The sequence below is a fragment of the Aquiflexum sp. TKW24L genome (assembly GCF_023502205.1).
In the GTDB taxonomy this organism is placed as follows: domain Bacteria; phylum Bacteroidota; class Bacteroidia; order Cytophagales; family Cyclobacteriaceae; genus Cognataquiflexum.
In genome coordinates, this window is the sequence record NZ_JAMFLG010000019.1 from 1 (window position 1) to 20,220 (window position 20,220).

Below are 20,220 nucleotides of genomic sequence, written 5' to 3' on the forward strand. Positions count from 1 at the left end.
CGAGGAAAAGACAATAAAATTAGACGACAATGATAAAATATAAATAAGATAACCACCTCTATTGGAAATGGAACATCACCTGTTTTTAAAGTAAAAAAAAGGAAGCAGATTGAATACCTGCTTCCCTTTTCATTTTTATCAAATCTCTTTTCTAATTCAAGATTGAATCCTCTTCTAAAGACTAACCACTGATTACTGAGACTGAAAACTGATCACTGAAAACTTATCGCCTAATGAAAACTGATACTGCCTACTGAGACTGATAACTGCCCACTGAGAACTGATACTGCCTACTGAGACTGATAACTGCAAACTGATCACTTCTTCGCTCCAGCTGCTTTCTTCATAGGATTGTCACCTGCCGAAGCACCCCTCACTCTTCCTCCTCCCTTGAACATCTCAAACCTGCTTGGTGCATACTGTCTTGGCCAGGCATTGTTGGATTCGTCGATGTCAGCAGTCTCGCGGTATGGATCGAGGACAATGCTTTTTACCTCTTTTTTCTTGGCAAATACTTTGCTTACCTCAGATTCATTCAATCTCCAGATTTCAGCAGGGATTCTTTCGACCTCGGAAGTTCCGTCTGCATAGTTGAATTGGATGATCAAAGGCATCACCAATCCACCCACATTCTTGAATTTCATTTCATAGAAATTCATTCCTGAGTTGACCAACTCTTTTTCCTTGGGATTGAGGCTTGCCATAAAGTCTTTGTAAGCCTTGTCATCCTCTGGCGTTACAGAAAACGGATTGTAGGAATTGTAAAAGTCCTTGGTACTTGGATCCGCTTCCACCACAGTTTGGGGAATGTCCTTTTGGTTGTACTCTTTGCTGACATAAGTTTCCTCTTTGTCAAAGGCTTTCTTTTGGTCTGCCTTTTTCTCTGTAGGAGTTCTGTTATCGAGTTTGTACCAGTTTACTGTTTCCAGAGAAATATCAACCGGCTCGGTACCATAGAACCAACCTCTCCAAAACCAATCCAGATCCACTCCTGAAGCATCTTCCATTGTTCTGAAGAAATCATCCGGAGTCGGGTGCTTGAACATCCAACGTGTCGCATATTCCTGATAAGCAAAGTCAAAAAGCTCGCGGCCCATAATGGTCTCTCTCAAGATGTTCAATGCAGTTGCAGGTTTTGCGTAGGCATTGGGTCCAAATTGGATGATGTTTTCGGAGTTGGTCATGATCGGCTCCAACGTGCTTTTCTCGCTAGCCATATAAGGAGCGATTTTATGCGCAGGACCTCTTCTTGAGGGATAGTCTCTGTCCCACTCCTGCTCGGCTAGGAACTGCATAAATGTATTCAAACCCTCATCCATCCAAGACCACTGTCTTTCGTCTGAGTTGACGATCATCGGGAAGTAATTGTGTCCCACTTCGTGGATGATCACGGAAATCATGCCGTATTTGACTGCATCAGAATAGGTACCATCTGCATCAGGACGTCCATAGTTGAAGCAGATCATCGGATATTCCATGCCGTTGGTTGCCTCCACGGAGATCGCAACAGGGTATGGATAATCAAAAGTTCTAGCAGAATATGATTTGAGTGTATGGGCTACCACTTTGGTAGAATACTGTCCCCATAGCGGGTTGGCTTCCTTGGCATAGTAAGACATGGCCATTACTTCATTGCCGCCTTGCTTCACAGCCATGGCATCCCAAATGAACTTGCGGGAAGAAGTCCAGGCAAAATCCCTCACATTTTCCGCATGGAATTCCCAAGTTTTTTTGTCCTTGGCTTTTGTTTTTTCTAATTTTTCGGCTTCAGCTTGGGTACGGATGACAACAGGCGTGTCAAAAGTCTTCTGTGCTGTTTTCCAACGGTCAAGTTCTGCAGCGCTGAGCACTTTGTCTGCATTTTGCAAAACCCCGGTAGAACCCACCATGTGGTCAGCAGGAACGGTGATCTTCACTTTGTAATCTCCAAATGTCAAAGCAAATTCTCCTCTTCCGACGAATTGCTTGTGTTGCCATCCTTGGAAATCAGAATAAACAGCCATTCTTGGAAACCATTCCGCCATGGTGTAGAGGTAGTTTCCGTCTTTTTCAAAATATTCATATCCCGGACGTCCTCCGATGAAGCTCATCCTGTCATGGATATTGAAAGTCCAATCCATGGTAAATTCTGTCTTCTGACCGGGCATCAGCGGCTGTGGCAAATCCACACGCATCATAGTCTGGACGATCGTGATCGGAATGTCCTTACCGGAAAGGTCTTTTACAGAAAGGATCTTGTAACCCAAATCCAGGTTATGCCAAAGAATGCTTTCCAATTGACGTAAGTTCATCCTAGAATTGATACTGCTTTCTGCGATTTTCGGCGTATTGGAATCTTTCGCCCTTTCGTTTTGGTCGAGTTGGATCCAAAGGTATTTGAGCGGATCAGGGGAATTGTTGTAATAGGTGACTTTCTGCCAGCCTTTGATGGATTGGTTTTCGTCATTCAGTTCCACTTGGATTTCGTGATCAGCTTTTTGCTGCCAATATTGGTGTCCGGGAGCACCGGATGCAGTGCGGTACACATTGGGACTGCGAAGCATGGGTCCAAGCTGCTCAAAACGCTCTGCATGGTTTTGCTCTGACCATTGTGCCAAAGCCGGCAATGATAGCAATAAGCTAAAGCCAATAATTGCTGCTGATAAGATTCTTTTCATATTATGGTAATTATTCTAAAGCGGGTGAATTCTGTAATCGGTATAATTTTAATCCAAACGCCAATTAATACTTTTTTTGTAAATGATTTATTCAATTTTTTACCAAAGGCAAATTTTATTTTGGCTACCAAAACTTGGTATCGATCATCATCATGACGGCCATCCCTAATACGATAGAAGAGATAACCAGCGCCCAGTCTTTTCTGTTCACGCCAACGAGGCCTACCAGCAATCCGGCAACTACCACGGTGATCGTCACGATGACTAATTGTCCTACTTCCAGACCAAGGTTAAAAGCGAGAAGTGGTTGGAAAATCGATGCTTCTTTACCCAACAGTGACCTGAGGTAATTAGAGAAACCCAATCCGTGGATCAAGCCAAAGAAAAGAGCAAAGACATAATTGATCTGAATGCCTCTGCCCGAACTTGGTTTTGGGCTGAAAATATTGCTCACGGCAGTTACAGCAATGGTTACCGGAATCAGAAATTCGATCCAATCCGAATTGACCCTTACCAATTTCAAAGTAGCCAAAGCCAAAGTAATCGAATGACCGATGGTGAAGGCGGTAACCAAAATCAGGATTTTTTTCCAATCCCTCGTTACGTAGATCGCACAAAGCGCCACCACAAAGAGGATATGGTCAAATCCTTTTATGTCTAGAATATGTTGAATCCCTAATTGAAAATACAGCTGAAACTGTCCCATTTGCGTTTATAGATATTTGTGCCCTATAGGCGCACAAGGCTATTTGATTTCTGTCTAATTTGCAAAGAAAATAAAATATGGTGACCCAAATGCAATTCAATTACATTTTCATCTTCTTTTTGGGATGGAAGGCTTTATTTCATCCTTTCTACATCAGTTTGACCGAAATCCGCTACAATCCTACGAACCAAAGTCTCGAAATCGCCCAAAAGATATTTTGGGATGATTTGGAAATAGCCTTGGGTGAAAAATTCAACACCAAAGTGGATTTTCTGAATCCAAAAAGTAAAGCTGACTTGGAGGATATGGCAAAAGTGTATCTCTTGGAGAAAAACGAAATCAAGGTCAATGGTCAAAAAGTAAGCATGACCTATTTGGGATATGAAATCGAGGAAGAGGCAGCTTGGTTTTATTTGGAAGCTGCGAATGTCCCTCTTCCAAAGAAAGTAGAAATCAAAAATGAGGTCCTGATTTCCAATTTTGAAAGCCAGCAAAACATCATCAATTTTTATCTGGAAAAAAGCCCAAAAAGCTTGATTTTATACAAAGACAATGAATCGGGTGAACTGACTTTTTGAGGGATTTTTATTTTCAATTAATAAAGTAGAAGAAAACTTTGCTATCAAGAAGCATTAAATAGACCAATGTCTTTTAAACAAATTCCGGTTTTCCGTCAATAATTCTAGACGGCAATGTTCATTTTTCTGAAATTCTTGTCATTAACTTTACTCTATAACCTAGGAGGCAATGTGTACAGTCAAATTCAAAACCCGTTTAACTTTTCTGTTAGGTGCTGTGATGCTTTTGGGATGTATAGTCAACAATAATCATGTTTTAGCCCAAGTCAACCGGACCCAACCCAACGTGTTGAATTATGTGGACTCCACGGATCTGATCCAAGTCATCAGGAGAAATAAAGCCGCAAAGGATGCTGCATCAGGCATTCCGGAAAAGGGAAAACTGATGTATTTTTTGGTGCCGACAATTGGGTCCAATCCATTATTGGGATTCTTTTACGGAGTAGGATTCACAGGTGCTATGTACTTAGGCGATCCTAAGACCACCAATGTTTCCAACATCACAAGTTCTGTTTCACTCACCACCAAAAACCAGGTCATCGCCAATATCCGGGGAACGATCATGACCAATGAAAACAAATGGGAAATGCTCGTCGATATCAAATATGCCAAGTTTACCGAAAATACTTATGGATTAGGAAGCGACAACAACCAGCCGATAAAGGATGCCTGGAATATTGGAGAATTTGTGACTAGTGGGATTGAAGGTTCTCAACCTTTGGAATTCAATCAACTCAGATTTCATTACACGGCTTTGAGATCCATAGGCAAAAAAATGTATGCAGGGATTGGTTACCACCTCGATGCCCACATCAATATCAGAGACCTTCTGCTTGATTTAGAAGCTCCCGCACCGGTCATTACGAGTCATTACGGGTATTCATGGTTATACGGGATCGACCCCACAGGATATACAACCTCCGGCACAAGCGTCAACTTTGTGCTCGATAGCCGTGACCATACTGTCAATACCTATTCGGGAAAATTTTTGCAGGTTTCCTACCGGGTCAATTCCAGGTTTCTTGCTTCAAGTACAAATTTTGACCAGTTGTATCTTGAAACTCGTCTCTTCAAAACCTTGTCGTCAAATAGACCACGGCACATTCTTGGATTTTGGGGAATCGGTCATTTCATCCTGTCGGGCGAAGTTCCCTATATGCACTTGCCTTTCAATGCAAGTGACATGAGGAATAGGATGGGTCGGGGATATGTCGCAGGAAGGTTTAGGGGACCAAGTTGGGTATCGGCAGAGGGAGAATATCGGTTTCCTGTTACAAGAAATGGATTGATCGGCGGGGTATTATTTGGCAGTATCACCACCACTTCCAGAAATGCACTTCAGGTTTTTGACATTGACGCACCCAAGCTCAATTTGTTTGAAGCAACAAAACCAGCCGGAGGATTTGGTGCAAGGGTGATGTTGAATAAAACCGGAAGGTTGAATTTGGCTGTAGATATGGCTTTTGGACAAAATGGATCGAGGGGATTCTATTTTGCTATCGGCGAAACTTTTTAAATTTAAGTTGGGATTCAATAATCCATTAATTGAAGTAAAGCAATACTGGGTAAAATACATTGAAGTTGGTGTCCCTTTAGGGACAGTATATGGGTAGAAGAGTTTGGTTTTAATGGATTTACGTGCCTTTAGGTACGAAATATATATTGTACCTAAAGGCACAATAGCCATTTGATTGATCGATTTTTTTACCCAGATTATGTCCCTAAAGGCCTGCCTGTCGGCGAGACAGGGACTTTGTCCATATACAGAATTATCTAAAAAACTGTTTTCAAATCAAAATTCCGAAATCTGATAAAACAGGGTTAATTTCTCAAGCTCATTTTTGCATCACCGTCCCACATTTCTTGCAGGTGGTATGCTCGGGATTGCTCCAAAACCGCTCCATAATCGGAGGCAATTGGTTGACGATGTCGGTGATTTCGGTATATTCCTCATAGAGCTTGTTGCCGCAGTTTTCGCAGTGCCAGATAAACCCATCTTTTTCGCCCGCTCTGCGGTACCGCTCAAAAACCAACCCGATTGTATTGGCCGGTCTTCTCGGTGAATGTGGCATCCGAGCCGGAAGGAGGAACATTTCACCTTCCCTGATCTGCACATCTTTTACCACGCCTTCATCAACGACTTTCAGCGTGATATCGCCTTCGATCTGGTAAAAAAATTCCTCTCCCTCATCATAGTGGAAATCTCTTCTAGAATTGGGTCCACCGACTACCATGACGATAAAGTCATCATTGCCCTGATAGATGACCTGATTTCCGATAGGCGGCTTGAGCAGGTGACGGTTTTCTTCGATCCACTTTTGAAAATTGATAGGCTTTGAAATTGGCATTTTTATATTTTTTTTAGGTATGTAGAGTCCTTTGGCTATCTAGATGGAACCTTCAATTTTTTCTCAACCAGATATTATTGGATATTAAAAGATATTAGTAGATACTATTCCTGAAGTTGACATTCATTTTAATTTTTAGAACAATAACCAACAAATCGGAGAATCAGATTGGTTGTTCAAAAGGGAAGAACTCCGATCAGTCAGTATAGTTTTTCAACTTGAATGAATTTTAAAAGTATAAAAAAACTCTCATTTTATGCCTTACTTTGAGGTTCAATCCTTTTGATTTATGAATCTTCCCGTCATTGATACCCATTGCGACATCCTTTCTTACCTCGCCAAAATCCCAAATGCAGCTCCTGACAAATCCAGCGACATTGCCTGTGCGCTACCTTTGTTGAAAAAAGGACATGTCAAAATGCAGGTTTGTGCCATCTACACGGATGTCGCGGCAGGTAGCATGGAATCCGCTACAGGCCAAGCGGAAAAATACAGCATGATGCTCAGGGATCACGCAAAGGATGTTTCACAGGTGGACAAAGATTTTTTGGAAAGCATGGATATGACAAGCAAAATCGGACTGATCACGGCCGTGGAAAATGCCGCAAGCTTGGCAGACGAAAAAGCACCAATCGCAGCTGCCTATGAGCAATTGGAAAACCTGATCAAGCTGACTTCCAAAATCGTCTACATCAGCCTTACCCACCATACCGAAAACAGGTTTGGCGGAGGTAACTATACCGAAGGCATCGGCCTGAAAGATGATGGAAAGAAAATCTTGGATTATATCTCAGGCAGGAAAATCGCCATCGACCTTTCGCATACCTCTGATTTATTGGCAGCAGGAATACTGAAGCACCTTGATACCAACAAACTTCAAATCCCTGTAATCGCAAGCCATTCCAACATGAGGAGCATTTGGAACCACAAGAGAAATATTACGGATGAATTTGCCCAAGAGGTAATCAGGAGGAAAGGAATCATCGGCATCAACTTCCTGAGGGCATTTTTGGATGACAAAAATCCCGAAACGATCTTCGACCATATCCTTCACACAATTGAAATTGGCGGGGAAGATTGTCTCTGTTTCGGGGCTGATTTCTTTTATACCAAAGATTTCCCTGACAAGAAACGCCATCCGTTTTATTTTCCTTTGGTCGAGGATGCCTCCAGATATCCCTCCTTTTTGGATGAATTGTCGGATCTACTTCCTCAAGAGCAATTGGAAAAATTAGCCTACAAAAACTGTCAGCGGTTTTTCAAAACCATTCTATAAAATTCAAACCAATTCTTCCTGCCAAAGCGAGTGTCATCAGTCACTTCATATTCGGTTTAATAAAGGTTGAGGTTGAAATTAGGAAGTCGTCAGTGAAGACCTTGACGATGGCGACACCAAATAGTAATCGGGAAAATATCTAAAATATGATTCATCATTATTGAAAATCCAAATTCCACAAATTTCCCTTAGCTTGGTTTTTTAAAAACCATGAAAAACCTTTTTATAAATCTTGCTGTTCAATTCCTATGTTTTCCAAAGAGCTAAAGATTCTATTGATACTTGTATTTTTTTCAGGACAGGCTCTTTCTCAAAGCTTTTTCAAAAAATATGTCAATGGGATCGTCAATGACACCTCTGACATCAGCCGACCTCAATTTTTGATTTATCCCACCGTCGCCTATGCACCTGAGACAAGTTGGGAAATCGGACTTTCATCTCTTGTGGTGTATTATGCCAATAGGGATACTTCCAACCGACTCAGCGAAATCAGTGGTTTTACATTCATTACGTTGGAAAACCAATATGGTCTCTGGTTTGACCATGCCATCTATTCTGATCAAAGCAAGTGGTTTTTTCTCGGAAAGATTAGACTGCAAAGTTTCCCACTCAAATACCACGGTATAGGCATTGATTCTCCAAAAGATTATTTGGCGCTAGTGGATGCCAATCAGATTATGATCAAAGAAAGGGTGCTTCGGCAACTCCGTCACAATTTGTTTTTTGGTATTGAAGCAGATTTCCAGCGTATGTCAAGGGTAGAGTTTAAGCCTTCCCCGGAAGCCCCTACGTTCCCCCTACCCTTAGGCTATGAAGGTTCAACCAACATTGGTCTAGGTTTTGGACTGGTATATGATGACCGACACAATGTATTGAATGTCCGGAAAGGCAATTTTGCAGAATTGGCCTATCTTAAATATTCTCCGGCCATAAGTTCTTTTGGATTTGATGCCGTATTGATGGATACTAGGATTTTCAGACCTGTTGGCAAGAGCGGTGTCCTTGCATGGCAGGCGATCGGACAGTTTTTTTCAGGTGATGTCCCATTCAACCAATTGTCTTTGTTGGGAGGGGACAGCATGATGAGGGGATATTACTTGGGAAGGTTTAGGGACAAAAATCAGATTGCAACCCAGGCAGAATTCAGGATTTTACCGCTACCCTTGGGTTTTTCCAAAAGGATAGGAGCTGCGGCATTTGTCGGTACAGGAACAGTTTTTCCTGACTTTTCATTGGCATCCATCAATAAAATAGTCTGGTCAGCAGGTGGAGGATTGAGGTTTTTGCTTTTCCCCAAAAAAGACATTTACACCAGATTTGACGTGGCATTTACGCAGGAAGGAAGTGGGTTTTATTTGTTTATCGGAGAAGCGTTTTAGAAGGGAGAAGAGAGAGGTAGGTTAGTACGAAGTATCAAGTTGTCGATGTCTAAAAAACGTTGACCGATTTGTACCACTTTCTGAACATTTATTTTGGAGAATGTACTAAGTACAATGATCCTAGTACAAAGTCTCCCAAAGGCAAAAGATAGGAAGTGAAAGAAAAGAAACAAATGCCGGATTTTGTCCGGCATTTGTTCTAAAAAAGATTAAGGTAAAGAAGGGGGAAGTCTATGACTCAAGGTCACAGCGTTTCCGTCTACTGAGAGCACTAATCTTGGGGCAAGTGTACCTCCAAAATGTCGTTTGTCCCATTCTTCTCCCAAATCGCCAAATTCTCCAACTTCCAGTCCAGGCTGTATATTGTAATAGTTGGTATTACTCAATACAGTGTTGTCCTGCAGCACGTGCCATGAGAAGGTGGCATAAGGATCCTCTATTGGGTTTCCGGCTACAAGCGCACTTCCGTTGAGAGGCTCATATGGGCCGAGAAAACTATCAGAGGCAAAACCGTAAATTCCTTCAGGGGAATTAACTCTATCCATCACCTCAGGAGAGAATTTCTCTATGTGAGTAGAAAAGTACAAATAGTATTTATTATCATGTTTGATAAAATGAGGTCTTTCCAATTCAGAATTGATGTTGGTAACCACCAAAGGTGGGAGTAATTTCCACTTGGTCAAGTCATTTCCAACCGCTTCAGCTAAACCTACAGCACCGTTATAGGTGGTGATGTCACCAGCCTCTCGAGCTGTGAAGGTCATATAAATTTTGTTGGTCGCAGGATCCTTGTATATAAAAGGATCTCTCATTGCAAATACGGTTCCTGTATCATCCATACCTGTGGCAGGTTGGTAGATTTGACCATCAGCCTCCAAGATAATTTTATGTTGGCTATAGTTATCAAAAACAACAGTTTCAGACTGATTAGCCACTTGAGCTGTCGCTAAAGCTATCCTTTGTTCATAGGAAATTCCCGCATCATCACCTGGAGCTCCACTGTTTAGTCTACCGGAATTTAATTCACCCTTTTCACCAGTTGCGGTATAATAGAAATACACCATGCCTTGATCATAATAAGCAGCTCCAGCCCATTGACGGGAACCTATGATTTCGTCTTCTGTAAACACCATGCCCTTATCTTCCCAGTTTACACCATCTTTAGAAATGGCGTAACGATGTCTCACAATATCGTGTCGCTTACCGGATAGCACTGTATCAGGTGCCGTTAAAACGATCATGACACGGTATCCATTAATTCTTGCAATCGAACCATCCAAGTTAAGGATAGGCCAGTAATCCCACTGATGATATCCGGGCATTACATCCACACCTTCGTCAAAATCCACCCTAGGAATGGTGTTTCCTTCATTTCTGGAAATCAAGCGGACATGGTCAGCAGTCCATTCTACCGTTTGGACCGTTGCCGGATCTGTTGGCTCGTCAACGAAAGGCTTATCGTCTACGTCACAGGAAGCAAGTAAGAAAAGCCCTCCTGCGGCCAAAAAAGGTAGCCATACATTTTTTTTCATAATAATATTATTTAAGTTTTTAATAAAATAATCATATTTCAAACCCTCAGCCACTAAAAATATGTTGTTTGATACAAATTAATTAATAATATTGCCAGTTCAAGTGATTGTCATACTAACTTCTGGGGTTAATAAGGTGGTTTAAAGGCATTTTAACAGGGTTTTTTGGCAACAGATAAAAGGGTGGCTGGATGCAAGGCAACATGGTTGCGACAAGGATATGTATAAACCTTCTATTGAAACTTGCAATAAATAGATAACTATACAGTACTTTATTCTATTCGATTTGTGCCTAGACTCAAGTAAATATTCCCAGTTACTGAAAAAGAATTGGTGTGCGGAGGTCGCAAATGAAGATTTCTGACGATCTGGAGGATATTTTCCACTATTATCAATAAGATCTTTTGCTACTTTTCTATAAATCTTCTGATACCTGTGGCTATCGTGTACTTTTAGCATCATACTGTTACTACATGACCCCGATCGTTTATAAACCCACCGATAAACAGCAAAGAAATTGAAGAAGATCAAGACTTCTCCTTCATTGTTAGATCTTGGATAGATAGTAAAAAAACCGATCCTTGAAATATCGCCCTGGGGGAGAGATTTTTTGGTGAGAGGAGGTTGGAAGTCAGAAGCTCGGAGAAGTAAATCAACTAAAAAACCTATAAATTCTTACTTTAATTTTTGGCAAAAATCATTTTTTACGTTTATTTTTCACGAATAGTTTAAGAATCACCGGCCTAAGCTTTCTCTTTGGCTAAGGGATTAAAGTTGACATTCAATTATCACTGTTATGAAAAAAATTATCTTCGCTTTTTCAGTTTTACTGGTTTACTCATGTGGAAACAAAGAGACAAATTCGGGTGAAAGCTATGCAGACATCAGCATTGAGGCCGATACGGTAGTCGTAGATTCTGGGGGTGAGATTTTGATGGCAGCTACCAATGGCTTTGGTCATGCGCATTCCAGCGATTTAGGCGTGCTTTATAATTGGGATTTTAAATCTTCCCAAGTGGAATATGTTGATTTGACTGAATTTCGTTTGTTAAAAAAACTGCCTTTTGAAAAAGACGGCCCGGATGGAGTTGGTCAAAATTCTTATCTGATGAGAATGTTTGGAGATACCCAATTTGCTTTTATAAGTTGGGACAATGTCATCATCATAACAGATTTGGAAGGTAAGGTTGTGGAAAGGATGAAACTGGACGAACCATGGATGACAGAAGGCTTGGAGGAAAAAGGATCCATCAACTTCATGGGATTTTCGAATGACAGAAAAAAGATTTATTGCAGCTTCATGAATTTCAAAAAGCTTGAAACAGATGTCCTCGAACTGAACCTTGAAAGCAAGACCCAGAAAGTTTATGATTTGCCGGAATTTGAAAAACTTGACAAATTTAGGATTGCTTGGACCAATGATGAAGGCAATAGCATGTCCATGTCTCATCCCAATATAAGTTTGCAACATTGGCAGGGCAAACTGCTTTTTTACACCAACGCATTAAATTCTGTTTATATCCTTGATCCAAAAACTGATTCTCTTCAGCTAAAGAGCTACAACAATCTCATTACTGCAAATGAAAAAACCGGAACGTATAAAAACGAGGTGACTTCCATGGAAGAAATGAGAGATGTGTCAAGGAGTATCCAAGAGGAAGTGAATTTCACTAGGCTAGTTTGGGACGACGAAAATAAGTTATTCTACCGGTTTACTTATATTGGTTTGCCAAAAATTGCTGACGAGGAAATAAAGACGAAGAGTTTTGTTAGTATTTTGAGTCCTGATTTGAAGCTCTTGGGTGAAAAAGAAATTACGGATTTGGGATTTAAGTTTCCCAATCCTCAATTTGTGAAGGATGGGAAAATTTACCTTTTCCTCAACTTGGATGATGAATTGGCTTATGTCAGGCTTTCTGTCAAATGATTCATTTTTCCTTTATACCAATTCCGCTCCGATTCCATTTCCTGCGGGAAAAGTCACGCTATTGGGAGTAATGACCACGCCTTTGGCAATGTCCTCTGTGAGCAACATTGCCCCGTCCATGTCCACATAATCCAACAGCGGGGCAATATGGGCGATGGCAGTGATGCCAATCGATGATTCGGTCATACAGCCGACCATCGTTTTCATCCCCAATGACTTTGCCTCACGGATCATCCTCAATGCCGGCGTGATTCCTCCTGCCTTTACCAACTTCACATTGATCCCGTGAAAAAGTCCATGGCATTTTTTGACGTCTGATTCGACGATGCAGCTTTCGTCCGCCATCACAGGCAGTTTGGAATATTTGAAAACTTCCTTCATTCCCTCAAGGTCGTCTTTTGCCAAAGGCTGCTCCATAAATTCTACTCCGAGTTGGGCAAGTTCTTCTGAATAATCAATCGCCTGCTGTACTGTCCATGCACAGTTGGCGTCAATCCTGAATTTTGAAGTAGTATGCTTCCTCAGTTCACGGATGATTTCAAGGTCATTACCTGTACCCAGTTTGATCTTATACAGTGGCCAATCGACTTCCTTCATCTTGGCTACCATTTTTTCTTGGGAATCAATGCCGATCGTGAAATTGGTCAAGGGAATATCATGAGGGTCCAAGCCCAAATAGTCGTAAAGTTTCTTTCCTTTTTTCTTGGTAAAAATATCCCATGCGGCCAAATCCAATGCACATTGGGCGAAAGGATTGTCTTTGAAAACAACTTTGCCCATGTCCCAAAGTTCTTCTGGAGAAGACCAATTCCCATTTTCTAAAATGCTCCTGCTTTCTTCGAGTTTGCTGCAGATATTTTCCGCCGTCATCCCATAAAATGGATTGGTCGTCGTCTCACCCAAACCATAAAAATCCCCGTCTTCCAATCTGACAATGATCGTATCCTGCACATCACGGCTTTGGTGGGCGATGGTAAAAGTATGTTTGAGAACTAGGTCGCGGACAAAGAAAAAGAGCTTCATTTCGGTTTATTTTGGAATATGGGCAAAAGTAAATTTATTTTTTTGGCTAAGTTCATAACTTAGACGAATAATTTCAATCCCCAGCCGACCATGCATATCCTTCAAAAATCCATTTCACTGTTTGCTTTTTCCTTGATTTTGTATTTCAGTATTTCTTGCCAGCCAAAAGAATCAGAAACAGTATCGACGCCTGTTGATATAACCGAATTGGATCTTGCCTATGAGAAATACCAGGAAAAAAGCATCACCGAACGCCGGTTTAAGCATGCGGATGTGATCCATTTGGTCAAAGACCGAAAGGGTAGATTCGCAGTGGAAGAAATCGGAAAATCTGTAGAAGGAAAGGAAATCTACCAGATGACCATTGGCAGAGGCGAAACCAAAGTCATGCTTTGGTCGCAGATGCACGGTAATGAAAGCACGGCGACGATGGCCTTATTTGACATCTTCAATTTTTTTGAAGGAGAAAATGATGGCATGGATGAGTTGAGAAACAAGTTATTGGAAAAGCTGACCATCCGTTTTATTCCCATCGTCAATCCCGACGGCATGGATAATTGGATGAGGAGAAATGCGTTGGATATTGACCTCAATAGAGATGCCGCAAAACTAGCCTCACCCGAAGCAGTCATCTTGAAAAATGCGAGAGACACATTTTCACCGGCATTTGGGTTTAACCTGCACGACCAGCAGACTTACTACACATCGGGCGAAGTTGCCACGCCTGCGACCATATCGGTTTTGGCACCGGCCTACAATTTTGAGACAGAGATCAATGATGTTCGGATGAAAGCCATGCAGGTGATCGTCGGGATGAACAGGATGATGGAAGCGGTCGCTCCTGCACATGTGGGCAAATACGACGATGCTTTTGAACCAAGGGCTTTTGGAGATAATTTCCAAAAATGGGGTACGAGTACCATCCTGATCGAATCCGGCGGCTACCCCAATGATCCCGAAAAGCAATATATCCGCAAATTGAATTTTATGATCATGCTGCATGCCATGGAAGAAATCGCCGATCAGTCGTTTGTGAATTATTCTTTGGACGAATATGATGCCATTCCCGAAAATGCCACAAGGCTTATGGATGTCATGGTCAGAAACCTTCAGATGAAAAAAGATTCATTGTCTTATCCAGTAGACCTGGGCATTCGCAGAAGGGAAATAGATGCAAATGGCGCTTTTTATGTGAGTGGAGGAATTGACGACTTGGGAGATTTGTCGATTTTCTATGGCTACGAGGAGTTGAATGCGAGTGGGATGGAAATCACAGAAGGGGAAATCTACGAAACTGCATTTGGTAAAGTCTCCGATATCAGTCCTGAAAAAGCTTTGGAGTTATTGAAAGCCGGTTATCTTGCCGTCAAGGTAAAAGAAGCCGAAGCCCGAGAGTTACATGGATTGCCGATTTTGGTTTTCAAAAACGCCACTTCAATACCGTTTGGAATCCGTACAGGCGGAAGTCCCAATTTCTTCCTTTCCAAAGACGGTATTTTGAAATACGCCATAGTGAATGGATACCTGATTGATCTTGAAAAACCAATGGACAAAACCTACCGAATGAGCGTCAATTGATTTTGATTGGATTTATGGCTAATGGAATTATCTTCAAAAATCAATTGATCTTCTTGCTGATAATCCTCCGTTTTTATTTATAAATTTAAGTATTACTTTCTTTAAACTCCTTTCAATTTTGAAACCCATGAGAAAACACCTGACTTCAATCATATTCGCCATAGCCATCATCGTTGCCGCGGCGATTCTTGGCAATGCTGTGATCAACAGAAACAAAAAATCTGGAACTGTTGATGTGACAGGTTTGGGAGAAAAGAACTTTACCTCCGACCTCGTAGTATGGGAAGGAAATTTCAGCAGGGACAATTTTGATATCAAAATAGCTTATTCTGATTTAGAGAAAGACAGAAAAGCTGTCACCGATTATTTGGTTTCAAAAGGAATTCCCAAGGAAAAAATCATTTTTCAAGCAGTGAACACCAACCCACTTTACCAACAAAACTACAGCAGCAGCGGGAATTTTACCGGGCAGACTTTCTTGGGATACCAACTCAATCAAAGTCTTTCGATAGAATCGACTGAAGTGGAAAAAGTAGAAAAAATATCCAGGGAAATCACCGAACTCTTGCTTCAGGGAGTGAAATTCTATTCCCAACCTCCACGCTATTATTATACCCAACTCGAAAGCCTCAAGATCGAAATGATCTCCAAAGCCACGGAGGATGCACGGGTCAGGGCAGAGAGAATCGCCGAAAATTCAGGTTCCAAGCTTGGCAGGCTGATCTCCGCCAACATGGGGATTTTCCAGATCACCGGTCAAAATTCCGCTGAGGACTATTCTTGGGGCGGTACGTTCAATACTTCTTCCAAAGAAAAAACCGCTTCGATTACGATGCGGTTGAGTTATGGGGTGAGGTGAGAAATTTTGAATTAAAAATTCATAATTCAATGTCGTTTACTTTTTGAGGATTCTATAAACTTTTCCAAAGTTCGTAATGGCTGTTTTAAGATCCTCTTGGACTTGTCCCAACTTTGGAAAAGCTTTTCGCAACTCAACAGCTTATCTAAACTACATTGATTCAAGATCAAAAAAAAAGCGGGACCTATTCGGTCTCGCTTTTTACAGTTAGTTCTATTTCTTCTCCTGAGTCGTCCAGGAATTTGTACTCCGTCACCGGGAGTGAAGAGTCTTTAGTCAGCTTTACCCACTTAAAGTATTTGAAAAACCACCTTACTCTCTGAGAGATGACTCCATGCGTGAAATACGCATAGAGGTAAGGGTGTAATCCGATCTGGATGTTGGAAACATTCTGGATAGTAGCAATATGCTCGAGGTCTTTTTCCAATTGATCGGCCACCAAGATGGAGGCCTGGATCTTGCCTGTACCGTTACAAGACGGACAGGTTTCTTTGGTGACAATGTTGACTTCGGGTCTCACGCGCTGCCTTGTAATCTGCATCAGACCAAATTTGGTCAATGGCAAGACGGTGTTTTTTGACCTGTCATCTTTCATCTCCTCCCTCATGGCATCGTAAATGGCCTTTTTGTTGTCGGCCTTTTTCATGTCGATGAAGTCGATGACGATGATGCCTCCCATATCACGGAGTCGAAGCTGTCGTGCAATTTCTTTTGCTGCAACCAGGTTGGTTTTCAATGCCGTTGTTTCCTGATCACTTTCTTGGTTGGATTTATTTCCACTGTTGACGTCGATGACGTGGAGGGCTTCGGTATGCTCGATAATGACATAACCGCCCTGTGGAAGACTTATCGTCTGACCAAACAAGCTTTTGATTTGCTTTTCTATTCCAAAACTTTCAAAGAGCTTTGCTTTACCGTTGTAAAGCTTCACAATTTTTTCCTTTTCAGGGGCAATAGATCTGATGTAAGACCTGATTTGATCATAGGTCAATTCATCCTCTACGGTGATTGCATCGAATGATTCGTTGAGCAGGTCTCTAATGATAGAGGAAGCCATGCTCATTTCTCCAATTACTTTGTCGCGTCCTTTGGCTTTAGCCAGTTTTTTCATGCCTTCTTCCCATGTCATCAGGAGATTTCTGAGGTCTTTGTCAAGTTCTAAAACTGACTGACTTTCAGCAACTGTTCTGATGATGACACCAAAATTGGCTGGCTTGATAGAGGTTATTAAGCGTACCAGCCTTTTTCTTTCTTCGGCACTGCGTATCTTTTTGGATACGTTGACTGTATCAGAAAATGGGACTAATACCAAATAGCGACCTGCGATGGAGAGCTCACACGATAGTCTCGGTCCTTTGGTGGAGATGGGCTCTTTGACCACCTGCACCAAAACCTGATTTCCTTTAGTCAATACATTGGAAATTTTCCCAAGTTTTTCTATATCAGGTTCTTTCTCAAAGCCTTTCAGGTTGAGGCTAGAATAGTTATTGTTGCGTACGACTTTTGTAAACTTGTTAAGACTGGAAATCTGGGGACCCAAATCCTGATAATGCAGGAAAGCATCCTTTTCATATCCGACGTCTATAAAGGCTGCATTGAGCCCATTGACAATTTTACGCACTGTACCCAAATAAATATCGCCGACCTTAAATTGGTTTTCACCACCTTCTGAGTGGATTTCTACCAGGTTTTTGTCCTTGAGAAGGGCAATACGACTACCGTTTTGAGCAGAATCGATTAATAATTCTGTGCTCAATCGTGTCTGTTTTTAAAATGTAAATGAACGTTTAGTGTAAAAACTTAAAAAGAAGAAGTGTATTACTTCTTCTTATGTCTGTTTTTTCTAAGTCTTTTTTTACGCTTGTGCGTAGCGATTTTATGTCTCTTTCTTTTTTTACCGCAAGGCATAGTTTTAAGGATTTATAGTGAACAATTATTTATAACCTTTCAAGGTAACTTTCCACACTCGCCAAAACCATAGGGTCTTTGCTCATGCTTTCAACCAACTCGAATTGCTGTTTTGCTTTGTTATTTTGCTTGGATTCGAAGTAGCTTACGCCAAGGTAAAACTGACCCTCCACATTGTTAGGGTGGTGTTTTACCAATTCTTCAAATCTTTCTCCAGCTCTTTTGTACTGCCCTGACTGCATTGACAAGACACCCATGTTGAAGAGTCCATCCTCGTTGGTCGGGTCTTCCTCCAACACCTCCCTTAGCATGGTGATTCCCTGCATAGGGTTGGCGGAAGAGACGTATGTCATGGCCATTTTTGTTTTCAGGTCAAGACGTTTTGGATCTTTTTCCAAAACTTTACCGAGGTAAGTACGGGTTTTTTCAGCAAGAAGCGAAACTTTTTCTTGATCTAAGGCAAAAGTGTAGGCTTCATAATATGCAGCCCCTGCTTTTTCCCAACTTTCGGAAGTTTCAAGTTTTACTGCAACCAAATCAAATATATAGGCAGCACTGTCAAACTTTCCTGCTTTGATGTAAAGCGAAGCAATTTCGTCTGACAATTTTGAGACTTTTCCCTTATCGTCTTCTGTTTCCAGATCAGTTAATAATTCCTTTAGAATACTTCTGTCCCCCGCGTCCATAGGTGAATCATGGATTTCAACACCAGAGTCTCGAGAGGAGGTCTTATCATCTGTGATTTCAGTGTTGCCCTCTTCATTGTCTACCACAATCCGGGGAAGAGAATAAAGAACAGCAATCATTGATACCCCAAGGATTAAAACTAGGATTTGGGATTTTTTCATAAGGAAAAAAGCACTCAGGATTAATCCTGAGGTGCTAGTTCTTTGATTTTTTTACTGTTCTTGATTTTTTCAATGAACACCTTAGAAGGTTTGAAAGATGGCACATAGTGCTCTTCGATCACGATCGCAGTGTTTTTAGAGATATTTCGAGCAATTTTTTTAGCTCTCTTTTTATTCACAAAGCTGCCAAAGCCTCTTACATAAATATTATCTCCATCTGCCATGGAATCTTTTACCACTTTGAAGAATGCCTCAATTGTTTGAGTTACATCGTCTTTTTGAATACCGGTTTTGTCCGAAATCTTGGTGATTACTTCTGCTTTAGTCACTGTTTAATGGATTTAATTTATTATCAAATAAGCTTAACGACCTATTAACCAACTATTTTTGGGACTGCAAATTTAAAGGAAGCAATCCAATATAAAAACAAAAAGCCCAAAATTAGATTGAAATGTTTAACATTGTCTTAACACCTTAACTGCGTTGATTTTGAATTCCGATCCGTTTGTCCATACTTTATTAGAGTGGTACCCCCATAATAAGCGTGATTTGCCATGGAGAAGCACTAATAACCCATATATCATTTGGCTGTCAGAAATCATTCTACAGCAAACAAGAGTGGCGCAAGGACTTCCTTATTTTGAAAAATTTTTGGAAAACTTCCCACATTTAGAAGATTTGGCCAATGCATCGGAAGAAACAGTCATGAGACTTTGGCAGGGACTTGGTTATTATAGCCGTGCTAGAAACCTACACTTTTGTGCAAAATTCATCAGGGATCACCATGACGGGATCTTTCCTGACAATTATCAAGCCCTGATTCAGCTCAAAGGTGTTGGCACATACACAGCAGCTGCCATCGCTTCTTTTGCCTTTGATGAAGCTGTCGCGGTCGTAGATGGCAATGTCTTTAGGGCTTTGGCGAGATACTTTGGTATTGCTACAGACATAGCTGGGAATATGGGAAAAAAGGAATTCGAAGCCTTGGCCAACACCCTCATTCCAAAAGACAGACCGGCAGAATTCAACCAAGCCATCATGGAATTCGGCGCGTTGCAGTGCGTTCCAAAAAATCCTGATTGTGCCAATTGCCCGATGAGATTAGGATGCGTTGCTTTCAAGAATGATTTGGTGGATTCGCTACCTGTCAAAATCAAAAAGCTGAAGATCAAAGAAAGATACTTTAGATATTCCTATATCGTATGTGATGGGGAGGTAGTCGTAAAGCGCAGAGGTGAAGGGGATATTTGGCAAGGACTTCATGATTTTCCGATGCAGGAATTATCCGAGGCGTCTGAAACAAGTGACGAAAGGGTTTATATCGAAGAATCGAAAGATTTTAAGACAAATACTGTCATGGAATCTGAGAAGTGGTACAAACACATCCTTACCCATCAAAGAATTTTCGCCAACTTTACAACTCTGATTGTCCCAAAAGAAAATAGAAATAATCTTCAAGAATGGACAAATTCCAATGGATTCCAGTTGGTAAGCTCAGAAAAACTGGATGAGTTGGGAAAACCTAGATTAATTGTTAAATTTTTGGAGGATCAGAAATAATTATTAAATTAAAGACAAAGTTTTCGTCAACAATATAAACA

General features: G+C 41.2%; 16 protein-coding genes. 8 read left to right on the top strand and 8 right to left on the bottom strand.

Features of this window, described 5'->3' with window-relative positions; all coding sequences use genetic code 11:
• Nucleotides 1-317: 317 nt before the first annotated feature.
• Entirely contained in the window at nucleotides 318-2,657 is a 2,340-nt protein-coding gene (locus M3O96_RS13170) for a M1 family metallopeptidase (RefSeq protein ID WP_249721107.1), read from the bottom strand.
• 124 nt (nucleotides 2,658-2,781) lie between these two features.
• The gene (locus tag M3O96_RS13175) at nucleotides 2,782-3,363 is read right to left on the bottom strand and encodes a HupE/UreJ family protein (protein WP_249721108.1); all 582 of its coding nucleotides are present in this window, start codon (nucleotides 3,361-3,363) and stop codon (nucleotides 2,782-2,784) included.
• 89 nt (nucleotides 3,364-3,452) lie between these two features.
• Here M3O96_RS13175 and M3O96_RS13180 point away from each other — a divergent pair, with 89 nt between their 5' ends.
• Both M3O96_RS13180 and M3O96_RS13185 read left to right on the top strand, forming a co-directional pair.
• Entirely contained in the window at nucleotides 3,453-3,941 is a 489-nt protein-coding gene (locus M3O96_RS13180; RefSeq protein WP_249721109.1) for a DUF6702 family protein, read from the top strand.
• A gap of 169 nt (nucleotides 3,942-4,110) precedes the next feature.
• The gene (locus M3O96_RS13185; protein WP_249721110.1) at nucleotides 4,111-5,457 is read left to right on the top strand and encodes a BamA/TamA family outer membrane protein; all 1,347 of its coding nucleotides are present in this window, start codon (nucleotides 4,111-4,113) and stop codon (nucleotides 5,455-5,457) included.
• 319 nt (nucleotides 5,458-5,776) lie between these two features.
• Here the strand turns inward: M3O96_RS13185 and M3O96_RS13190 are convergent, their stop codons facing one another.
• Entirely contained in the window at nucleotides 5,777-6,289 is a 513-nt protein-coding gene (locus M3O96_RS13190) for a 3-hydroxyanthranilate 3,4-dioxygenase (protein WP_249721112.1), read from the bottom strand.
• 289 nt (nucleotides 6,290-6,578) lie between these two features.
• On the opposite strand from M3O96_RS13190, the gene M3O96_RS13195 reads away from it, so the two are divergent.
• Nucleotides 6,579-7,565, top strand: coding sequence for a dipeptidase (locus tag M3O96_RS13195; RefSeq protein ID WP_249721114.1), 987 nt, complete (start codon nucleotides 6,579-6,581; stop codon nucleotides 7,563-7,565).
• A 248-nt stretch (nucleotides 7,566-7,813) separates the two neighbouring features.
• Nucleotides 7,814-8,944, top strand: coding sequence for a BamA/TamA family outer membrane protein (locus M3O96_RS13200; protein WP_249721116.1), 1,131 nt, complete (start codon nucleotides 7,814-7,816; stop codon nucleotides 8,942-8,944).
• Between the two features lie 209 nt (nucleotides 8,945-9,153).
• Here the strand turns inward: M3O96_RS13200 and M3O96_RS13205 are convergent, their stop codons facing one another.
• Entirely contained in the window at nucleotides 9,154-10,476 is a 1,323-nt protein-coding gene (locus M3O96_RS13205) for a glycoside hydrolase family 68 protein (protein ID WP_249721119.1), read from the bottom strand.
• Nucleotides 10,477-11,272: 796 nt separating this feature from the next.
• On the opposite strand from M3O96_RS13205, the gene M3O96_RS13210 reads away from it, so the two are divergent.
• A complete protein-coding gene (locus M3O96_RS13210; protein ID WP_249721121.1) occupies nucleotides 11,273-12,403 on the top strand; it encodes a DUF4221 family protein in 1,131 nt (376 codons plus the stop codon).
• 12 nt (nucleotides 12,404-12,415) lie between these two features.
• Here the strand turns inward: M3O96_RS13210 and M3O96_RS13215 are convergent, their stop codons facing one another.
• Nucleotides 12,416-13,426: a dipeptide epimerase gene (locus tag M3O96_RS13215; RefSeq protein WP_249721123.1), complete on the bottom strand. Its 1,011-nt coding sequence runs from the start codon at nucleotides 13,424-13,426 to the stop codon at nucleotides 12,416-12,418.
• 90 nt (nucleotides 13,427-13,516) lie between these two features.
• Between M3O96_RS13215 and M3O96_RS13220 the strand changes: the two genes are divergently transcribed.
• Both M3O96_RS13220 and M3O96_RS13225 read left to right on the top strand, forming a co-directional pair.
• On the top strand, nucleotides 13,517-15,004 hold the full coding sequence (locus tag M3O96_RS13220; RefSeq protein ID WP_249721125.1) for a M14 family zinc carboxypeptidase: 1,488 nt from the start codon (nucleotides 13,517-13,519) through the stop codon (nucleotides 15,002-15,004).
• Nucleotides 15,005-15,131: 127 nt separating this feature from the next.
• Nucleotides 15,132-15,863 (top strand): SIMPL domain-containing protein, encoded by a 732-nt coding sequence (locus M3O96_RS13225; protein WP_249721128.1) that lies wholly within the window; start codon nucleotides 15,132-15,134, stop codon nucleotides 15,861-15,863.
• A gap of 184 nt (nucleotides 15,864-16,047) precedes the next feature.
• Here the strand turns inward: M3O96_RS13225 and M3O96_RS13230 are convergent, their stop codons facing one another.
• From M3O96_RS13230 to M3O96_RS13240, 3 genes are all read right to left on the bottom strand, one after another.
• Nucleotides 16,048-17,619, bottom strand: coding sequence for an Rne/Rng family ribonuclease (locus tag M3O96_RS13230; RefSeq protein WP_249721130.1), 1,572 nt, complete (start codon nucleotides 17,617-17,619; stop codon nucleotides 16,048-16,050).
• A gap of 181 nt (nucleotides 17,620-17,800) precedes the next feature.
• Nucleotides 17,801-18,619: a tetratricopeptide repeat protein gene (locus tag M3O96_RS13235; RefSeq protein WP_249721133.1), complete on the bottom strand. Its 819-nt coding sequence runs from the start codon at nucleotides 18,617-18,619 to the stop codon at nucleotides 17,801-17,803.
• Between the two features lie 20 nt (nucleotides 18,620-18,639).
• Nucleotides 18,640-18,948: an HU family DNA-binding protein gene (locus M3O96_RS13240; RefSeq protein ID WP_249721135.1), complete on the bottom strand. Its 309-nt coding sequence runs from the start codon at nucleotides 18,946-18,948 to the stop codon at nucleotides 18,640-18,642.
• 160 nt (nucleotides 18,949-19,108) lie between these two features.
• On the opposite strand from M3O96_RS13240, the gene mutY reads away from it, so the two are divergent.
• The gene (gene mutY / locus M3O96_RS13245; protein ID WP_249721137.1) at nucleotides 19,109-20,179 is read left to right on the top strand and encodes an A/G-specific adenine glycosylase; all 1,071 of its coding nucleotides are present in this window, start codon (nucleotides 19,109-19,111) and stop codon (nucleotides 20,177-20,179) included.
• Nucleotides 20,180-20,220 lie beyond the last annotated feature (41 nt).